The sequence below is a fragment of the Pseudomonas sp. SP16.1 genome (assembly GCF_052682975.1).
On record NZ_JBQYFZ010000001.1, the window covers coordinates 534,612 to 553,605 of the forward strand.

The 18,994-nt window shown below is 67.8% G+C and carries 18 protein-coding genes; 14 read left to right on the top strand and 4 right to left on the bottom strand.

Annotated features, from left to right (window positions below; all coding sequences use genetic code 11):
- Positions 1 to 90: 90 nt before the first annotated feature.
- The 4 genes from ACUTAF_RS02760 to ACUTAF_RS02775 all read left to right on the top strand — a co-directional run bounded on the left by ACUTAF_RS02760 (position 91) and on the right by ACUTAF_RS02775 (position 3,433).
- Positions 91 to 1,380, top strand: coding sequence for a flavohemoglobin expression-modulating QEGLA motif protein (locus ACUTAF_RS02760; protein WP_445578529.1), 1,290 nt, complete (start codon positions 91 to 93; stop codon positions 1,378 to 1,380).
- Positions 1,381 to 1,498: 118 nt separating this feature from the next.
- Positions 1,499 to 2,245, top strand: coding sequence for a TIGR00266 family protein (locus ACUTAF_RS02765; RefSeq protein WP_445578530.1), 747 nt, complete (start codon positions 1,499 to 1,501; stop codon positions 2,243 to 2,245).
- Entirely contained in the window at positions 2,235 to 3,110 is an 876-nt protein-coding gene (locus ACUTAF_RS02770) for an alpha/beta hydrolase (protein ID WP_445578531.1), read from the top strand. The genes ACUTAF_RS02765 and ACUTAF_RS02770 overlap by 11 nt, the downstream gene beginning before the upstream one ends.
- Positions 3,110 to 3,433 carry a hypothetical protein gene (locus ACUTAF_RS02775; protein WP_445578532.1) on the top strand — a complete coding sequence of 108 codons (324 nt, stop codon included), beginning with the start codon at positions 3,110 to 3,112 and terminating at the stop codon, positions 3,431 to 3,433. The genes ACUTAF_RS02770 and ACUTAF_RS02775 overlap by 1 nt, the downstream gene beginning before the upstream one ends.
- A 136-nt stretch (positions 3,434 to 3,569) precedes the next feature.
- Here the strand turns inward: ACUTAF_RS02775 and ACUTAF_RS02780 are convergent, their stop codons facing one another.
- From ACUTAF_RS02780 to ACUTAF_RS02790, 3 genes are all read right to left on the bottom strand, one after another.
- Complete coding sequence (locus ACUTAF_RS02780; RefSeq protein ID WP_445578533.1) at positions 3,570 to 4,343, bottom strand: OmpA family protein; 774 nt, start codon at positions 4,341 to 4,343, stop codon at positions 3,570 to 3,572.
- Between the two features lie 50 nt (positions 4,344 to 4,393).
- Positions 4,394 to 4,807, bottom strand: a complete 414-nt coding sequence (locus tag ACUTAF_RS02785) for a DUF4398 domain-containing protein (protein WP_445578534.1) — start codon at positions 4,805 to 4,807, stop codon at positions 4,394 to 4,396.
- A 320-nt stretch (positions 4,808 to 5,127) separates the two neighbouring features.
- Complete coding sequence (locus ACUTAF_RS02790; RefSeq protein WP_445578535.1) at positions 5,128 to 5,472, bottom strand: pilin assembly protein; 345 nt, start codon at positions 5,470 to 5,472, stop codon at positions 5,128 to 5,130.
- Between the two features lie 179 nt (positions 5,473 to 5,651).
- Between ACUTAF_RS02790 and ppc the strand changes: the two genes are divergently transcribed.
- From ppc to ACUTAF_RS02830, 8 genes are all read left to right on the top strand, one after another.
- Positions 5,652 to 8,288, top strand: coding sequence for a phosphoenolpyruvate carboxylase (gene ppc, locus ACUTAF_RS02795; protein ID WP_445578536.1), 2,637 nt, complete (start codon positions 5,652 to 5,654; stop codon positions 8,286 to 8,288).
- Positions 8,289 to 8,655: 367 nt separating this feature from the next.
- The gene (gene adk, locus ACUTAF_RS02800; RefSeq protein ID WP_445578537.1) at positions 8,656 to 9,303 is read left to right on the top strand and encodes an adenylate kinase; all 648 of its coding nucleotides are present in this window, start codon (positions 8,656 to 8,658) and stop codon (positions 9,301 to 9,303) included.
- Positions 9,304 to 9,495: 192 nt separating this feature from the next.
- Positions 9,496 to 10,281: a 5'-nucleotidase, lipoprotein e(P4) family gene (locus tag ACUTAF_RS02805; RefSeq protein ID WP_445578538.1), complete on the top strand. Its 786-nt coding sequence runs from the start codon at positions 9,496 to 9,498 to the stop codon at positions 10,279 to 10,281.
- Between the two features lie 108 nt (positions 10,282 to 10,389).
- On the top strand, positions 10,390 to 11,073 hold the full coding sequence (gene tsaB / locus ACUTAF_RS02810) for a tRNA (adenosine(37)-N6)-threonylcarbamoyltransferase complex dimerization subunit type 1 TsaB (protein ID WP_445578539.1): 684 nt from the start codon (positions 10,390 to 10,392) through the stop codon (positions 11,071 to 11,073).
- 113 nt (positions 11,074 to 11,186) lie between these two features.
- A complete protein-coding gene (locus ACUTAF_RS02815) occupies positions 11,187 to 11,531 on the top strand; it encodes a hypothetical protein (RefSeq protein ID WP_445578540.1) in 345 nt (114 codons plus the stop codon).
- Entirely contained in the window at positions 11,531 to 12,391 is an 861-nt protein-coding gene (locus ACUTAF_RS02820) for a DUF72 domain-containing protein (protein ID WP_445578541.1), read from the top strand. The genes ACUTAF_RS02815 and ACUTAF_RS02820 overlap by 1 nt, the downstream gene beginning before the upstream one ends.
- A gap of 12 nt (positions 12,392 to 12,403) precedes the next feature.
- Entirely contained in the window at positions 12,404 to 13,093 is a 690-nt protein-coding gene (locus ACUTAF_RS02825) for an extensin-like domain-containing protein (RefSeq protein WP_445578542.1), read from the top strand.
- A 120-nt stretch (positions 13,094 to 13,213) separates the two neighbouring features.
- Complete coding sequence (locus ACUTAF_RS02830; RefSeq protein WP_445578543.1) at positions 13,214 to 13,993, top strand: class I SAM-dependent methyltransferase; 780 nt, start codon at positions 13,214 to 13,216, stop codon at positions 13,991 to 13,993.
- 24 nt (positions 13,994 to 14,017) lie between these two features.
- On the opposite strand, the gene ACUTAF_RS02835 is transcribed toward ACUTAF_RS02830, so the two are convergent.
- On the bottom strand, positions 14,018 to 14,653 hold the full coding sequence (locus ACUTAF_RS02835) for a TetR/AcrR family transcriptional regulator (protein ID WP_445578544.1): 636 nt from the start codon (positions 14,651 to 14,653) through the stop codon (positions 14,018 to 14,020).
- Between the two features lie 95 nt (positions 14,654 to 14,748).
- Here ACUTAF_RS02835 and ACUTAF_RS02840 point away from each other — a divergent pair, with 95 nt between their 5' ends.
- Positions 14,749 to 15,852: an efflux RND transporter periplasmic adaptor subunit gene (locus ACUTAF_RS02840; protein WP_445578545.1), complete on the top strand. Its 1,104-nt coding sequence runs from the start codon at positions 14,749 to 14,751 to the stop codon at positions 15,850 to 15,852.
- 6 nt (positions 15,853 to 15,858) lie between these two features.
- Positions 15,859 to 18,930 carry an efflux RND transporter permease subunit gene (locus ACUTAF_RS02845; protein ID WP_445578546.1) on the top strand — a complete coding sequence of 1,024 codons (3,072 nt, stop codon included), beginning with the start codon at positions 15,859 to 15,861 and terminating at the stop codon, positions 18,928 to 18,930.
- Positions 18,931 to 18,994 lie beyond the last annotated feature (64 nt).

Sequence of the window (18,994 nt, forward strand, 5' to 3'; positions counted from 1 at the left end):
GCGGGCGATCGCTAGAACGCCGGCAGCGCCGGCAAGCCGGCTCCTGCGAAGAGGCGCAATATCAGGCGTGATGCAGCGCCAGGAACGAGCATGAACAGCCAGCAGAAACTGGACGATTACCAACTGTGCATCCGCGCCTTGAGCGACCGCATCGTCGAGGCGCAGACGCCGATCCGCGTGCTCGATGCGGTGAAGTGGGACGAAGGCGTCCGCGAGGCCTTCCTCAAGGCCAAGGGCAAGGCCCTGCCGGCGGTTGACCGCGACTACTACCTGGGCCGCCCGCTGGCCTTCGACGCCGCGGCGAAGAAGCTGGAGTTCCAGAACATCGAGCGCGACATCACCCGCCAGCTCGGCCAGTTCAATCCGGTCGGGCAGATCATGCGGCGCATGTGTAAGGAATACCGCATGGTTATCCGCATGCTCGAGGCGCGCGGCACCGAGGACTTCGGCCTGATCAGTCAGGAGCTCTACGGCGCCGCCTCCGATGCCTTCCATGCCGGCGACCCGACGCTGGCCGACCTCGGCCTGATGCTCTCGGACTACCTCAACAACATCGCCGCGCGCGGCGATCTGGAGGACGAGCCCAAGCTGCTCGGCGCCGCCGATGCGGTAAGCATCCTGCAGCAGCGCCTGGCCGGGGTGTTCGGCGACGACACCATCCGCGTGTTCGAGTCCGACGGCATCCTCGCCGACGCCGCGGCCGGCGCCGACTACATCAAGATCCGCAGCGACGCGCGCTTCAACGAGCGCGACGTCAAGGCGCTGGAGGTGCACGAGGGGTTGGTGCACGTCGGCACCACGCTCAACGGGCTGGCTCAGCCGATCTGCACCTTCCTGGCCAAGGGCCCGCCGTCGTCGACCGTGACCCAGGAAGGCCTGGCGATCCTGATGGAGGTGATCGCCTTCGCCTCCTACCCGACCCGCCTGCGCAAGCTGACCAACCGCACCCGCGCCATCCACATGGCCGAGGAGGGCGCGGATTTCCTCGAGGTGTTCGAGTTCTTCCGCGAGCAGGGTTACGGCCTGGAGAGCGGCTACAGCAACGCCAGCCGGGTGTTCCGCGGCTCGCTGCCGGGCGGCCTGCCGTTCACCAAGGACCTGTCCTATCTCAAGGGCTTCATCCTGATCTACAACTACATCCAGCTGGCGGTACGCAAGGGCAAGCTGGAGCAGATCCCGCTGCTGTTCTGCGGCAAGACCACCCTGGAAGACATGCGCACCCTGCGCAAGCTGGTGGACGAAGGCCTGGTGCTGCCGCCCAGGTACCTGCCGCCGCAGTTCCAGGACATGAACGCACTGTCGGCCTGGATGTGCTTCTCCAACTTCCTCAACCACCTGAGCCTGGACCGCATCGAAGCCGACTACGCCAATATCCTCTGATCACGCCACACGCAGGGTGTGCGCCGCGCGCACTACCGCTCAGGCGCGCCTAGGGCGGATGTCGCTTTCTACATCCACCAGAGCGATGGATCGATACCAACTATCCGAAGGTGCTCTCATGCCCAGCCATCAACTCGACTACGAAATCCTCGGCAGCTCGGCGCAATCGGTGGAGATCGTCCTCGACCCCGGCGAGACGGTGATCGCCGAGGCCGGGGCGATGAACTACATGACCGACGGCGTGCGCTTCGAGACGCGCATGGGCGACGGCTCCTCCAGCGGCATGCTGGGCAAGCTGTGGGGCGCCGGCAAGCGCCTGCTCACCGGCGAATCGCTGTTCATGACGCACTTCAGCAATGCCGGCAAAACACCGGCGCGGGTCGCCTTCGCCGCGCCCTATCCGGGCACCGTGGTGCCGATCGACCTGGGCCGGATCGGCGGCCGGCTGATCTGCCAGAAGGACGCCTTTCTCTGCGCCGCCCACGGCACCCGTATCGGCATCCGCTTCAACAAGCGCATCGGCGCCGGTTTCTTCGGTGGCGAGGGCTTCATCCTGCAGCAGCTCGAAGGCGACGGCCTGGCCTTCGTGCATGCCGGCGGCACGGTGATCCGCAAGGAGTTGAACGATGAAACGCTGCGCCTGGACACCGGCTGCCTGGTGGCCTTCAGCGCCGGCATCGACTACGACATCGCCCTGGCCGGCGGCCTGAAGAGCATGCTGTTCGGTGGCGAGGGGATCCTGCTGGCCACGCTCAAGGGCAGCGGTACCGTGTGGATCCAGAGCCTGCCGTTCTCGCGTCTGGCCGAGCGCGTCTATGCGGCGACCTTCCAGGCCCGCGAGGAGGTGCGCGGCGGTGGCAAGTAGCCTGTGCGCACTGGTGCTGCTCGCCTGCCTATCGTTGGTCGGTTGCAGCGGCCTGCTGTTCTATCCCGAACCGGGATTGCCCTTCACCCCCGAGCGGGCCGGGCTTAACTACCGCGACATTCACCTGCAGGCTACCGACGGTACGCGCCTGCACGGCTGGTGGCTGCCGGCCAAGCCGGGCGTGGAGGTGAAAGGCACGGTGCTGCATCTGCACGGCAATGGCGGCAACCTGGCCTGGCACCTTGGCGGCACCTACTGGCTGCCGGAGCAGGGTTACCAGGTGCTGATGCTGGACTATCGCGGCTACGGCCTGTCCGAAGGCAAGCCCAGCCTGCCGGCGGTGTACCAGGATATCGACGCCGCATTCGGCTGGCTGGAGCAGGCGCCCGAGGTGCAGGGCAAGCCGCTGATCCTGCTCGGCCAGAGCCTGGGCGGCGCGCTGGCCGTGCACTACCTGAGCGAGCGCCCGCAGCGCCGCGCGGCGCTGCACGCCCTGGTGCTCGACGGCGTGCCGGCCAGCTACCGCGATTCCGCCCAGCATGCGCTGAGCACTGCCTGGCTGACCTGGCCGTTGCAGGTGCCGCTGTCCTGGCTGATCCCCGACGACGACAGCGCCATCCACGCTATCGCCGCCCTCGAAGGCCTGCCGCTGCTGATCCTGCACAGCCCTGACGACGAGGTGCTGCCATTTGCCAACGGCCGCCTGTTGTATCAAGCTGCGCGCCCGCCGCGCGCCTTCCAGGCGACCCGCGGCGGCCATGTCCAGACCTTCGCCGAGCCGGCCTGGCGCCAGTTGGTACTGGCATTCGCCGGCGCACCGCACACCTTCATCGAGTCAGCAGAATCCGCAAGCGAGAGCCCGTAATGACCGAACGCGACCCCATTTCCCTGATCCTCACCGGCATCGTCAGCATCGTCGGCACCATCGGCGTGCTCTGGTACTACGGCTACCTGCACTTCGCCAAACCCGAAGACGCGCTGCTGCTGTCGGATTTCACCATGCTCAAGACCGTTCCTGGCGAGGACTACAAGGTCTCGCTGAAACCGGCCGATCAGGTGGCGCAGTGCATCGATGGCGTGCTGGTGCTGTTCGACATCCAGCAGAAGGGCCTGACCGGCGTGCTGGTGGACAACAAGAAACGCGCCGTGCGCTGCGTGGGCCAGGAGACCCCGCAGCTCAGCGAGTAGGGCGCGCCGCAGGCATCGAGGTTGAGCCGAACATCGCCGGTTTGGCGGGTTGCGCCTGGCCTACGCGATCGAACGTAGGGTGCGCTGTGCGCACCGATGGCGCGCGGCGACACCCTTGCCTGGATCGGGCGGCTGTTTATGAGCGCGGGGTGACCGGCTGGTTGTCGTGGGAGATGGTCACCTCCACCCGACGGTTCTGCGCCCGGCCCGAGTCGCTGGCGTTATCCGCCACCGGATGCTCCTTGCCGTAGCCCTGGGCGACGATGCGCGAAGGCTCCACGCCGGCGCGTACCAGGGCGGCGCGCACCGCGTTGGCACGCCGCTCGGACAGGCTCTGGTTGTAGCTGGCGGAACCGACGTTGTCGGTGTAGCCCTCGACTATCACCTGGCGATCCGGGTTTTCCTGGAGAAACTGCGCCAGCTTGGTGATGCCAGGGTAGGCGCCGCTCCTGAGTTCCGCCTTGTTGAAGTCGAACAGCAGGTCGCCGAAGGTCACCAGGGTGCCACGTTCGGTCTGCCTGGCGTCGAGGCTTTCCTGCAGCTTGCGGATCTGGGCGTCACGCGCATCGAGGCGGGCCTGGGCGCGTAGGGTCGACACGTCCTCCAGGTTGGCCTCGGCGGAGCGCAAGGCGATGGTCTGCCTGGCGACGTCGATGCGCCGGTTGGTCAGGTAGGCCAGCTGATCGACCTTCTTCTCGTCTTCCTCGTCCAGATAGGCCTGCTCGGCCTTGTCCAGCCATTCCTGGGCCTCCTTGGTTTCCAGCGCGGCTACCTTGCTTGCCAGCGGGTCGCTCTGCAGGGCGGAAAAATTGCTACGGGCCGATTCCAGGTTGGCGTTGGGCTGGTGCGAGCAGGCGGCGAGGCCGACGCACAGCGCCAGGAGTGCGGGGATCATCACGTGTTTACGCATGGCGATTCATCCTTTGATCTGTCAGCGAACTTACGAGGTGGCGGGCTAGCTCAACGGGCGTGACGCAGGCCTTCCTCGCGCAGGTCCTGAACACCCTGGCGGGCGTCCTGCAAGGCGCGCTCGGCCTTCGCGGCCTGGGCCTTGCGCTCGGCGAGGCGGGCGTCCCATTCGGCCTGTTCGGCCAGGCGGCGGGCCTCGTCATAGTTCTCTTCGTGCATGGCCAACTCGGCCTGCTTGAGCTTGTCCTGGGCCGATTTCATCTCCACCGCGGCGAATTCGGTCCCGCCGGCACTGATCGCCGCGTTCACGGCCGATTGCGTCACGGCGTACTGTTCACTGGGCGGATTGCCGGCGCAGCCGGCCAGTACCAGGCTGCCGCACAGCGCCAGGGCGGCCAGTTTCTGCCCGTGGAGGCGGGCGTGCGGGTCTTTCGCGGTATGGGTCTTCATGGTGGCGAACTCCATTTGAAACATTCCTATGAATGACGATATCCGTGATTACCGAGACATCGCCGCGCCGCTGCCTCGGGGCAGCCGATTGCCGCGATGGCTTACTGGTTGGGACCGGAAGGTTTTTTCAATGGTTCAGGAAAAAACGCACGCAGCGTTGCTGACTGACCGGTTGGATAGCTTCGGCCGCGGGCGAGAGCCGGGCGAGCCAGCACGACCCGCCGGGAGGAGGGATGAAAAGGGAACCCAGGGCGGCGCCCGCCGCGGCCCCGGCGCAGTCGCTGCGCGCAGGGTGGCGGGCCGCCATGCCCCGGTGGATCGAGCGGCTGCGCGCCTTAGTGGGCCTGGCCGCTGGCCTGTTCGTTCAGCTCGCGCAAGTACTTGCGCGACAGTGCGAGAAAACGCGGGGTGGGGCCGATGTCCTCGTACAGCGGGTCGCCCTGTTCGTCCTGCGCCACCACCTGGCTGCCCTTAACATAGGGCAGGCTGGCCTCCAGTTCCTCCAGCGCCGCGCCGATCAGCTCGCCGAGCAGCTCCTCGGGATGATGCTTGGGATACATCTCGGTCAGCGCCGCAAGGCGCGCGGCGGATTCGATGTCCAGGTGGATGTGGTAACGACTCGGAGTCAGGCGGCCCCGTGCGTTCTGTTCCCAATGGTTTACCAGCTCTCGAATTCTCATGACGATCTCGTCCATTCCTCTCGATGGCGGCGCTTTCGTTGGCCGGCAGGCGGACACCGAGAACGCCTATCTGCAAGCCTAGACCCTGTCCGCGCGCCTGCTGCGCCGCGCGTCGCGCCCTTGTAAGAAGTTGGCGCGCTGGGCACTCTGTTGACCTTGGTCAGGAGAAGGAGTGCGACATGGCGGAAATCGATGCGCGCCTGCGTGAAGAGGTGCACCTGCTCGGCGAACTGCTCGGACAAACCATCAGCTCCCAGCTGGGCGCCGAGTTTCTCGACAAGATCGAGCGCATTCGCAAGGCTGCCAAGGCCGGCCGGCGTGGCTCGGCGGCCGGCGCCGAGCAGCTGACCAGCACCCTGGGCGACCTCGGCGACGACGAGTTGCTGCCCGTGGCGCGGGCCTTCAACCAGTTCCTCAATCTGGCCAATATCGCCGAGCAGCAGCACCGTGTGCGCCGCCGTCGCCCGGGAGAGCCCGAGCCGTTCGAGGACGGTGTGCTGGACGAACTGCTGGCGCGCCTGCTCGTCGCCGGCAAGGGGGGCGACGAACTGGCGCGCCAGCTTGGTCGCCTGGACATCGAACTGGTGCTCACCGCCCACCCCACCGAAGTGGCGCGGCGCACGCTGATCCAGAAATACGACGCCATCGCCGCACAGTTGAGTGCCCTGGATCACAGCGATCTGCTACCGGCCGAGCGCGAGCGCAGCGTCCAGCGCCTGCAGCGGCTGATCGCCGAAGCCTGGCATACCGAGGAGATCCGCCGCAGCCGGCCGACCCCGGTGGACGAAGCCAAGTGGGGCTTCGCGGTGATCGAGCACTCGCTGTGGCAGGCCGTGCCGCAGTTCCTGCGCAAGGCCGACCGCAGCCTGCAGTTGGCCACCGGCTTGCGCCTACCGCTGGACGCGGCGCCGATCCGCTTCGCCTCCTGGATGGGCGGCGACCGCGACGGCAACCCCAACGTCACCGCCCGGGTCACCCGCGAGGTGCTGCTGCTGGCGCGCTGGATGGCCGCCGACCTGTACCTACGCGATATCGACCAGCTCGCCGCCGAGCTGTCCATGCAGCAGGCCAGCGCCGAACTGCGTGCGCGGGTCGGCGACAGCGCCGAGCCCTACCGGGCGCTGCTCAAGCAGCTGCGCGAACGCCTGCGCGAGACCCGCAGCTGGGCGCAGCAGGCGTTGTCCGCGGACGTCGCGCCAAGCGCCGCGGTACTGCAGGACAACCACGACCTGCTGGGGCCGCTGCAGCTGTGCTACCAGTCGCTGCACGACTGCGGCATGGGCGTGATCGCCGACGGCCCGCTACTCGACTGCCTGCGCCGGGGCGCCACCTTCGGCCTGTTCCTGGTGCGCCTGGACGTGCGCCAGGACTCCGCTCGCCACGCCGCGGCGCTCACGGAAATCACCGACTACCTGGGCCTGGGGCGCTACGCCGAGTGGGACGAAGCGGCGCGCCTGGTTTTTTTGCAGCGCGAACTGGACAACCGTCGGCCGCTGTTGCCGAGCGATTATCGTCCGTCGGCCGACACCGCCGAGGTGCTCGCCACCTGCCGCGAAGTGGCCGCCGCGCCCGCGGCCTCGCTGGGTTCCTACGTGATCTCGATGGCCGGCGCCGCTTCCGACGTGCTGGCGGTGCAACTGCTGTTGAAGGAGGCCGGGTTGCGCCGGCCGATGCGCGTGGTGCCACTGTTCGAAACCCTGGCCGATCTGGACAACGCCGGCCCGGTGCTCCAGCGCCTGCTCGGCCTGCCCGGCTACCGCGCACGCCTGCACGGGCCGCAGGAGGTGATGATCGGTTACTCCGATTCGGCCAAGGACGCCGGCACCACCGCCGCGGCCTGGGCGCAGTACCGCGCCCAGGAGGAGCTGGTGCGCCTGTGCCGCGAGCACCAGGTCGAGCTCCTGCTGTTCCACGGCCGCGGCGGCACCGTCGGTCGCGGTGGTGGTCCGGCCCACGCGGCGATCCTGTCGCAGCCGCCGGGGTCGGTGGCGGGGCGCTTCCGCACGACCGAACAGGGCGAGATGATCCGTTTCAAGTTCGGCCTGCCGGATATCGCCGAGCAGAATCTCAACCTCTACCTGGCCGCCGTTCTGGAGGCCACCCTGCTGCCGCCGCCGGCTCCCGAACCGAGCTGGCGGGCGATGATGGATCGCCTGGCCGCCGCGGGGGTGAATGCCTACCGCGGAGTGGTGCGCGAGCATCCGCAGTTCGTCGAGTATTTCCGCCAGGCCACCCCGGAGCAGGAGCTGGGCCGCCTGCCACTGGGCAGTCGCCCGGCCAAGCGCCGCGAGGGCGGGGTGGAGAGTCTGCGGGCGATTCCGTGGATCTTCGCCTGGACCCAGACGCGCCTGATGCTGCCGGCCTGGCTCGGCTGGGAGCAGGCCCTCGGCCAGGCGCTGGCCGGCGGCGAGGGCGAGCTGCTGAAAAGCATGCGCGAGCGCTGGCCGTTCTTCCGCACGCGCATCGACATGCTGGAGATGGTGCTGGCCAAGGCCGACGCCAGCATCGCCGCGCTGTACGACGAGCGTCTGGTCGAGCCGGCGCTGCGTCCGCTGGGTGCGCAGTTACGCGACCTATTGTCGCAGGCGTGCGCCGCGGTGCTGGCGTTGACCGGGCAGTCGCGACTGCTGGGGCACAGCCCCGAGACGCTGGAATCGATCAGCGTGCGCAATACCTACCTCGACCCGCTGCACCTGCTGCAGGCCGAGCTGCTGGCACGCTGCCGGCTGCGCCAGCAGGCGCCGGAGAGCCCTTTGGAGCAGGCCCTGCTGGTCAGCGTGGCGGGTATCGCCGCCGGTTTGCGCAATACCGGTTGAGCCGCCGCGCGGGTGCGAGGGCACCCGGGCAGCGCGCGTTCGCAGCGGCGTCCGGGCCGTCGGGAGGAGGGCTTTTATCCGACTTTCGGCGGCTTGTGTGCCCGGGGGGCGCTGTGTATCTTGATCAGCCTTTTGGCCGCTACAGGGCGCCTCTAAAAACCTAGGCGAGGCAGTCAGCGCAAGGCAAAAACAGGCGAAGAAGCGCAGTTTACGAGCTGTAAATGAGCATTCTGCGCCTGTTGTTAACGCTGCGATGACAACGCAGGTAGTTTCTAGAGGCGCCCTGCGGCGGCTGCACAACATTCAAGAGACTGGCCCTTTGAGCCGAGTCCGACCGATTTCTACACAAATCTTGAGGAGCACATCGATGCGCGTGATTCTGCTGGGGGCGCCCGGTGCCGGCAAAGGTACCCAGGCTCGCTACATCACCGAGAAATTCGGTATTCCGCAAATCTCCACCGGCGACATGCTGCGCGCGGCGGTCAAGGCGGGCACCGAACTGGGCCTGCAGGCCAAGAGCGTGATGGACGCCGGCGGCCTGGTCTCCGATGACCTGATCATCAACCTGGTCAAGGAGCGCATCGCTCAGCCCGATTGCGCCAAGGGCTTCCTGTTCGACGGCTTCCCGCGCACCATCCCGCAGGCCGAGGCCATGCGTGACGCCGGGGTGGACATCGACAACGTGGTGGAGATCGCCGTGGACGACGAGGAAATCGTCCAGCGCATTGCCGGCCGCCGCGTGCACGAGGCCAGCGGCCGCGTCTACCACGTCGTCTACAACCCGCCGAAGGTCGAAGGCAAGGACGATGTGACCGGCGAAGAGCTGGTCCAGCGCAAGGACGACACCGAAGAAACCGTGCGTCATCGCCTGTCCGTCTACCACGCGCAGACCAAACCGCTGGTGGACTTCTACCAGAAGCTTGCCACCGCCGACGGCACACCGAAGTACAGCGCCGTTGCCGGCGTCGGTTCGGTGGAGGAGATCACCGCCAAGGTGTTTGAAGCCCTCAGCTGAATACCTGCCAGCAACCACGACAACGGCCCGCTTTTGCGGGCCGTTGTCGTTTCTGCCGTTGGCGCGTAGGGGCAGCTGAAGGTCGTTCACAGAATGGTAACCCTGCTTTCCTACCCTAGCATCTGTTCCTGGTCTAGACCATTTCGAGATGGTCCTGGGCTTTAATTCATTCTAAGGAAGAGAGCGCATCCAATGATCGACAAGACGGGAAAGAGTGCTATCTGGCTGGGCCTGGCGGTATCGCTGCTGGCCGCCCCCTCAGCTTTTGCCGATACCTCCGCGAAGCCCAAGGCGGACTGCGCTGTCGCCGAGTTCGCCATGGGCCTGCGTTTCCAGCAGCAGTCGGCGGAAATCCAGGCGCTGCAGCTGCAGGCATACAATATCGCCACGCAGAAGCTGGATGCGGCCGTGGCGGCGGCGAAGGACCCATCCAGGCTGGCCATCGTCACCGACCTGGACGAAACCGTGATCGACAACAGCGCGCTGCTGGCGCGCGACCTGGCCAACTGTCATCAGTACGATGCCTGGGACACCTGGCTGCCCTGGGAACGCGACGGCACGCCCGCGCTGATCCCCGGCGCCAAGCAGTTCCTGCAGCATGCCGACCAGCTCGGCGTGACCATCCGCTATATCTCCGATCGCGCCGACGAGCAGAAGAAGCACACCCTGGCCACCCTGAGCAAACTCGGCCTGCCCCAGGTGTCCGAGGACAGCGTGCTGCTGCTGGGGCCGCCCAAGGTCGAGCGGCGCGCCATCGTCAGCGCCGATCACCAGATCGTGCTACTGCTCGGCGACACCCTGCACGACTTCGACGCGCGTTTTCGCAAGACGCCGCTGGATCAGCAACGCAGCACCGTGGCCAGCGAGGCGGGCAAGTGGGGCAGCGAGTGGATAGTTTTCCCCAACGCGACCTATGGCACCTGGTCGAAGGCGCCGCTGCAGGCCTGGGAGGCCGAGCCGATGGTCGAACCCTGGTAAGCGCGTCCGCCGATCGGGGCGGCGGCGCGAGGCGCCGTCACGGAGCTGGAAAAAAAATTCTCGAGCCGGTCTAATGCCGGCTCTTTTTTCTTCAGCCGTGCGAACCCGATGACCACTCTCCTGGCCCTGGATACCGCCACCGAAGCCTGTTCCGTCGCCCTGCTGCACGATGGCCGCGTGCTCAGCCACTACGAGGTGGCGCCGCGCCTGCATGCCCAGCGCCTGCTGCCGATGATCCAGCAGCTGCTGGCCGAAGCCGGCATCGCCGCCGCGCAGCTGGATGCCATTGCCTTCGGCCGTGGCCCTGGCGCCTTCACCGGCGTGCGCATCGCCATCGGCGTGGTCCAGGGCCTGGCCTTCGCCCTGCAGCGCCCGGTGCTGCCGGTGTCCAACCTGGCGGCTCTGGCCCAGCGCGCGCTGCGCGAACGGGGCGCGATCCAGGTGGCGGCCGCCATCGATGCGCGCATGGACGAGGTGTACTGGGGCTGCTACCGCGCCGAGGGCGGCGAGATGCGCCTGCTCGGCCAGGAGGCGGTGCTGCCACCGGAGCAGGCCGAGGCGCCCCGCGGCGCCAGCGGCGACTGGTTCGGCGCCGGCACCGGCTGGGGTACTCATGCCGCGCGCATCGCGCTGAAACCTGTGGCCATGGACGGCAGCCTGCTGCCCCACGCCGAGGACGTGCTGAGCCTGGCGCAATTCGCCTGGGCGCGCGGCGAGGCGCTGGAGGCCGACCAGGCCCAGCCGGTGTACCTGCGCGACCAGGTGGCGACGCCCAAGGCGCCGCCGGCCTGAAAGCTGGTCGCCAGTCGGCAGGCACTGGTCGCCTGGCATTTGCCAAGGCCTGGCCTCGTCGCTACATTGCCAGCACTGGCCATTCTTTAACCGAGCCCACCGAGCAGTTGTAGATGCGGATCGACGGTTACCTACCTTCCTACTCGCCGGATCGCGGCCCCCGTTCGGGGACTGCGGTTACGCCCTATCGCGAGGCGCAGCGCGAGGTCGAGGTACAACGCGAGCAGCCGGCGGCCCCGGCCAGCAGCCAGGGCCTGGAACAGGTCCCGCAGATCCGCCGGGTGCAGGCCAGCAGCGACAACGGCGACAGCCTGCCAGCGCGGGCCCGCGACCTCGGCTTCCAGCAGCCCGCACTGAGCAGCCGCGCCGCCCAGGCGCTGGCCAGCTACAGCACCACCGCCAGCTACGCCCGCGAGTCCGACGCCCAGGAAGTGCTGGGTCTCGACCTCTACGCCTGATGTCCGCTTATTTCCTCGGCTGCCCTTCCTGGAGCGAGCCGGCCTGGCGCGGCAGCCTCTATCCATCCGCCACCCGCAGCGGCGACTTCCTCGGCCAGTACGCCCAGGTATTCAACGCCGTCGAGGGCAATACCACCTTCTATGCGCGGCCTTCGCCGCAGACCGTGGCGCGCTGGGCCGAGCAGATGCCCGTGCGCTTTCGTTTCTGCGCCAAGCTGCCGCGCGACATCAGCCATGGCGGCGACCTGCGCGAGCAGTTGGACGCGGCCGAGGACTTCCGCCGCCTGCTGGCGCCGCTCGGCCAGCGAGTCGCGCCCTACTGGCTGCAGCTGCCGGCCAGCTTCGGTCCGGCGCGGCTGGAGGAGCTGGCGGCATTCATCCGGCAATGGGGCGACTCGGCGCTGGCCATCGAGGTGCGCCATCCGGAGTTCTTCGCCAAGGGCGAGGCCGAGCGCGCCCTGAATCGGCTACTGCTCGGGCATGCGGTCGAGCGTGTCTGTCTGGACTCGCGCGCGCTGTTCAGCTGCCAGTCGGGCGAGCCGGCGGTGCTGCATGCCCAGGCCAAGAAGCCGCGCCTGCTGACCCGGCCGACCGCCTTCAGCCAGAGCCCGCAGCTGCGTTTCGTCGGCCATCCCGAGCTGCTCGCCAATGACCCGTTCATGACCCCCTGGCTGGATCAGGTCGCCGCCTGGATCGAGCAAGGACGACGGCCCTACGTGTTCCTGCACACCGCTGACAACCGCCTGGCGCCGGACCTGGCGCGACGCTTCCATGCGGGCTTGCGCGTGCGGCTGCCGGGGCTGCCCGAGTTGCCCGTGTTGTGGCAGGAGCCGGAACTGCAGCAACTCGGCCTGCTCTGATAGGAAATGGACATGCCGATACGAGCGATCGGCCGCCTGCTGTTGCTGAGCGGGCTGCTGGCCGTGGCCGCGCTGGTCGCCCTGTGGCGCGGCTGGCTCGAGGTGGCGCCGCGTTTCGATCCCTGGGCGCCGCTGGACGTGCGCGAGGCGCCGAACCTGCTCACCGGCTTCAAGTTGTGGCGTCTGCGCGACGACCGGGAGCTGTGCGAGCAGGTGCTGGCGACCTCGCAGCTGCGTTTCGACCGCCTGGCCGACAGTACTCCGCATCCCGGCTGTCCGCTGCACAACGCCCTGCGCGTGCACGGTGCCCCCCTTGGCCTGAGCAACAGCTTCACGGCTACCTGTTCGCTGGCGCTGAGCTTCGCCCTGTTCGAGCGTCACGGCCTGCAGCCGGCGGCACAGGCGGTATTCGGCCAACCGGTGAAGCGCCTCGAGCATGTCGGCAGCTTCGCCTGCCGCAGCATCGCCGGCAGCCAGCATTCCTATGCCAACGCGCTGGATATCGTCGGCTTCCGCCTGGCCGACGGGCGGCGCATCAGCGTGCTGCGCGACAGGTCGGGGGAGGGCGACGAGGCGCGCTTTCTGCGCCTGGTGCGGGAGGCGGCCTGCGACAGCTTCAACGTGACCCTGGGGCCGGACTACAACGCCGCGCACCGCGATCATTTTCATGTCGATATGGGGCTGTGGCGCATGTGTAGTTGACGGCGACACCGCGCAGGCGTCCGCCACCCTGTCCGGTGTTTCGCGCAACCTTCCTCCGGAAGCACTGGCCGGGCTCTGGCACAATGCGCGGCCGTACCCCCGCTTTTGAGTCAATAGCCGATGAACGACGAATTGCACCCTGTCCGTGTCGATGCCCTGGAGCCCTTTTACGCCGAGGCCGCGGACCGCTGGGCGAGTCGCCTGGGCCTGCCGCGCGCCGGCGAGGCCGCTTTCGCCCTGCAGTTGGGCGGCGCCGGTTTGCAACTGGTCGAGCTGGGCGACAAGGCACCGGGCCCGGTGCGGGTCGATTTCGTCGAGGGCGCCATGGCCCATCGCCGTCAGTTCGGCGGCGGCAGCGGGCAGATGATCGCCAAGGCGGTCGGCGTGCAGCCTGGCATTCGCCCGCGGGTGCTGGACGCTACCGCCGGACTCGGTCGCGATGCCTTCGTCCTCGCCAGCCTGGGTTGTGAGATGACCCTGATCGAGCGCCAGCCGCTGATCGCCGCACTGCTCGAGGACGGCCTGGCACGCGCCGCGCTGAGCCTGGAGGTAGCGCCGATCGTCGCGCACATGCACCTGCTGACGGGCAATGCCATCGAGCTGATGCGCCAGTGGCAGGGCGAGCCGCCGCAGGTGATCTACCTCGACCCGATGTTCCCGCATCGCGACAAGAGCGCGCTGGTGAAGAAGGAGATGCGCCTGTTCCGCCCGCTGGTGGGCGACGACCTGGACGCACCGGCGCTGCTCGCGGCGGCGCTGGCTCTGGCCAGCCACCGGGTGGTGGTCAAGCGCCCGCGCAAGGCGCCGGCCATCGACGGGGTGAAGCCCGGCTACGTGCTGGAGGGCAAATCCAGCCGCTACGACGTCTATCCGAAGAAGAAGCTGGAAGCCGGAGCCTAGGGAGCGCCGTGCGCCCCGCGAAACTCAGCGCCGATAGGCGCGCAGGAACAGCCCCACCGCCTCGCGCACATGCCGCTCGGCGGCCTCGCCCTCGAGCGGGGCGCAGCAACCGATCAGCAGGCGAAAATGCGCGCCGCCCTTGACCAGGCTGAAGAACTGGTCGGCCGCCCCCAGCGGGTCGGCGATCTGCAGCAGGCCGCCCTGGTCGGCCTTGCGCAGCAGCGCCGCCATCTCCTGCAGCACGCGCTGCGGCCCGGCCTGGTAGAACATCAGCGCCAACTTCGGATCCTGACTGGCCAGGCTGACCATCATGCGGTGCAGCTCCACCGATTCGCGGCTGCTGACCAGCGCATGGAAGCCGCGGCCGATGCCCAGCAGCACCGTCTCGATCGGCACCCCAGTCGGCAGCTCGAACAGCAGCTCGGGCAGCTGCTCCTCGCACTTGGCCTTCACCGCGGCGGAAAACAGCCTCTCCTTGTCGGTGAAATGGCTGTACACCGTGAGCTTGGACACCCCGGCTTCCGCGGCGATGGCGTCCATGCTGCTGCCATCGTAGCCGTGGCGCAGGAACAGGGTCTTGGCCGCTTCGAGAATGGCCTGGCGTTTGGCTGGATCCTTGGGGCGACCAGGACCGGGGGGCGGTAACAACTTGTTAGGCATCGGCGGATTTTAATACTGGACTGGCGAGTTTGCTATTTTTACTATACCCGGCAGTACAAATATTCCAAACCCTTCTTCGGCAAAGGTCATCCGCCATGTTCCGCCCTGCCATGACTTTCGTAGCGTCCCTCGCAATCGCCCTGCTGCTGTCCGCCTGCGGTAACGGCGAGCCGGTCGAGCAGCCCATCCGCCCGGCCATGGTGGTGCAGCCGCAACCGGCCGGCGCCCTGGTCGACAGCTACCCCGGCGAGGTGCGCGCGCGCTTCGAGCCGGAGCTGGCCTTTCGCATCGGCGGCAAGGTGGCCAAGCGCCTGGTGGACGTCGGCGCGCGGGTGAAGAAGGACCAGCCGCTGGCCGAGCTCGACCCGCAGGACGTGCGCCTGCAGCTGGAAGCCATTCGCGCCCAGGTGGCCGCCGCCCAGGCCAACCTGCAGACCGTGCGCGCCGAACGCGAGCGCTACAAGGCGCTGCTGGCGCGCAATCTGGTCAGCCGCTCGCAGTTCGACAATGCCGAGAACCTCTATCGCGCCGGCGAGGCGCGCCTCAAGCAGATCGAGGCCGAGTACGACGTGGCCCGCAATCAGGCCGGCTACGCCGTGCTGCGGGCCTCCCAGGATGGCGTGATCGCCCGTCGCGCGGTAGAGGTGGGGCAGGTGGTGGCCGCAGGGCAGACCGTGTTCACCCTGGCCGCCGACGGTGAGCGCGAGGTGTCGATCAGCCTGCCGGAGCAGGGTTTCGACCGTTTCCAGATCGGCCAGGTGGTCGAGGTGGAACTCTGGTCGCAGCCGGATCAGCGTTTCCCCGGGCGCATCCGCGAGATGGCGCCGGCTGCCGATCCGCAGTCGCGTACCTTCGCCGCCCGCGTCGCCTTCACCGAGGGCAAGGTGCCGGCCGAACTGGGGCAGAGCGCACGGGTGTTCATCTCCAGCAACGGCGAGGTGCCGCTGGCGGTGCCGCTGTCGGCGCTCAGCGCGGAGAAGGGGCAGCCGTTCGTCTGGGTGGTCGAGCCCGAGGGACACAAGCTGCAGCGCCGCCCGGTGCGTGTCGGCGCCTATGGCGACGGCCGCGTACCGGTGCTCGAAGGCCTGTCGGCGAGCGATTGGGTGGTCGCCGCCGGCGTGCAGGTGTTGCGCGAGGGCCAGCAGGTGCGCCCGGTGGATCGCGACAACCGCAACGTCGAACTGGTCGTCAAGGAGTAAGCCCGGATGAGCTTCAACCTGTCCGCCTGGGCGCTGCGCCATCGCCAGATCGTCCTCTACATCATGCTGCTGCTGGCGGTGGTCGGCGCACTGTCCTACACCAAGCTGGGACAGAGCGAGGACCCGCCCTTCACCTTCAAGGCCATGGTGATCCGCACCAACTGGCCGGGCGCCAGCGCCGAAGAGGTGGCGCGCCAGGTCACCGAGCGCATCGAGAAGAAGCTGATGGAGACCGGCGAGTACGACCGCATCACCAGCTTCTCGCGGCCCGGCGAGTCGCAGGTGACCTTCATGGCGCGCGACTCCATGCGCAGCTCGGACATCCCCGAGCTGTGGTACCAGGTACGCAAGAAGGTCGGCGACATCCGCCACACCCTGCCGGCGGGCATCCAGGGGCCGTTCTTCAACGACGAGTTCGGCACCACCTTCGGCAACATCTATGCGCTGACCGGCAACGGCTTCGACTACGCGGTGCTCAAGGACTACGCCGACCGCGTCCAGCTGCAGCTGCAGCGGGTCAAGGACGTCGGCAAGGTGGAGCTGATCGGCCTGCAGGACGAGAAGATCTGGATCGAGCTGTCCAATACCAAGCTGGCCACCCTCGGTCTGCCCCTGGCGGCGGTGCAGCAGGCCCTGGAGGCGCAGAACACGGTGGCCGCCGCCGGTTTCTTCGAGACCGCCAGCGACCGCATCCAGCTGCGCGTGACCGGTCGCTTCGAGTCGGTGGAGGAGATTCGCGATTTCCCCATTCGCGTCGCCGAGCGCACCTTCCGCATCGGCGACGTCGCCGAGGTCAGGCGCGGCTTCAACGATCCGCCCGCGCCGCGCATGCGCTTCATGGGCGAGGACGCCATCGGCCTGGCGGTGTCGATGAAGGCCGGCGGCGACATCCTGGTACTGGGCAAGGCACTGGAGGGCGAGTTCGCCCGCCTGCAGCAGACCCTGCCGCTGGGCATGGAGTTGCGCAAGGTGTCGGACCAGCCGGCGGCGGTGAAGACCGGGGTCGGCGAGTTCGTTCGTGTGCTGGTCGAGGCGCTGGTGATCGTGCTGCTGGTCAGCTTTTTCTCCCTCGGCCTGCGTACCGGTCTGGTGGTGGCGCTGGTGATCCCGCTGGTGCTGGCGATGACCTTCGCCAGCATGTACTACCTGGGGATCGGCCTGCACAAGATATCCCTCGGCGCCCTGGTGCTCGGCCTCGGCCTGCTGGTGGACGACGCGATCATCGCGGTGGAGATGATGGCGATCAAGATGGAGCAGGGCTACGACCGCCTCAAGGCAGCCAGCTACGCCTGGACCAGCACAGCCTTCCCCATGCTCACCGGCACCCTGATCACCGCCGCCGGCTTCCTGCCGATCGCCACCGCGCAGTCCGGTACCGGCGAATACACCCGTTCGATCTTCCAAGTGGTGGTGATCGCCCTGGTCGCCTCATGGATCGCCGCGGTGATGTTCGTGCCCTACCTGGGCGACAAGCTGCTGCCCGACCTGGCCAAGCTGCACGCGGCCAAGCACGGCGGCAGCGACGCCGGCCACGACCCTTACTCGACGCCGTTCTACCGGCGCGTGCGGGCTACGGTGCAGTGGTGCGTGCGTAGGCGGCGGACGGTGATACTGCTGACCATCGGCGCCTTCGTCGCCGCCGTGCTGCTGTTTCGCTTCGTGCCGCAGCAGTTCTTTCCCGCCTCGGGACGCCTGGAGCTGATGGTCGATATCAAGCTGGAGGAGGGCGCCTCGCTCGCCGCCACCGAGGCCCAGGTCAAGCGCCTGGAGGCACTGCTCAAGAAGCAGCCGGGTATCGACAACTACGTGGCCTACGTCGGCACCGGCTCGCCGCGCTTCTACCTGCCGCTGGACCAGCAGCTGCCGGCGGCCAGTTTCGCCCAGCTCGTGGTGCTGGCCAAGAGCATCGAGGAGCGCGAGCAGCTGCGCAGCTGGCTGATCCAGACCATGAACGAAGACTTCCCCGCCCTGCGCAGCCGCATCAGCCGCCTGGAGAACGGTCCGCCGGTGGGCTACCCGGTGCAGTTCCGGGTCAGCGGCGAGCATATCGACGAGGTGCGCGTGCTGGCCCGCGAGGTGGCGGCCAAGGTGCGCGAGAATCCCCATGTGGCCAACGTGCATTTGGACTGGGAGGAGCCGAGCAAGGTCATCTACCTCAACGTCGATCAGGATCGTGCGCGCGCCCTGGGGGTCAACACCGCCGAGCTGTCGCGCTTTTTGCAGGGCTCGCTGTCGGGCACCAGCGTCAGCCAGTACCGCGAGGACAACGAGCTGATCGAAATCCTCCTGCGCGGCACCGTGCAGGAGCGCCAGTCGCTGAGCCTGCTGCCGAGCCTGGCGGTGCCCACCGACAGCGGCCGCAGCGTGGCCCTGTCGCAGGTGGCGACCCTGGAGTACGGTTTCGAGGAAGGCGTCATCTGGCACCGCAACCGCCTGCCCAACGTCACCGTGCGCGCCGATATCTACGGCAAGGAGCAGCCGGCCAGCCTGGTGGCGCAGATACTGCCGACCCTGGAGCCGATCCGCGCCGAGCTGCCCGATGGCTACCTGCTGGAGGTGGGCGGCACGGTGGAGGACTCGACGCGCGGGCAGAAATCGGTGAATGCCGGGGTGCCGCTGTTCATCGTGGTGGTGCTGACCTTGCTGATGCTGCAGCTCAAGAGCTTCTCGCGCTCGGCCATGGTGTTTCTCACCGCGCCGCTGGGGCTGATCGGCGTAACCCTGTTCCTGCTGATCTTCCGCCAGCCGTTCGGCTTCGTCGCCATGCTCGGCACCATCGCTCTGGCCGGCATGATCATGCGCAACTCGGTGATCCTGGTCGACCAGATCGAGCAGGACATCGAGGCCGGCCTGGACCGCTGGCACGCCATCATCGAGGCCACGGTGCGGCGCTTTCGGCCCATCGTGCTGACCGCCCTGGCCTCGGTGCTGGCGATGATCCCGCTGTCGCGCAGCGTGTTCTTCGGACCGATGGCGGTGGCCATCATGGGCGGCCTGGTGGTGGCCACGGCGCTCACCCTGCTGTTCCTGCCGGCGCTCTACGCCGCCTGGTTCCGGGTCAAGGAGGACGAGGCGTAGGGTGCGCCATGCGCACCGCCTTTGGATTGGTGCGCACGGCGCACTACGCAGTCGGACTGCTGGG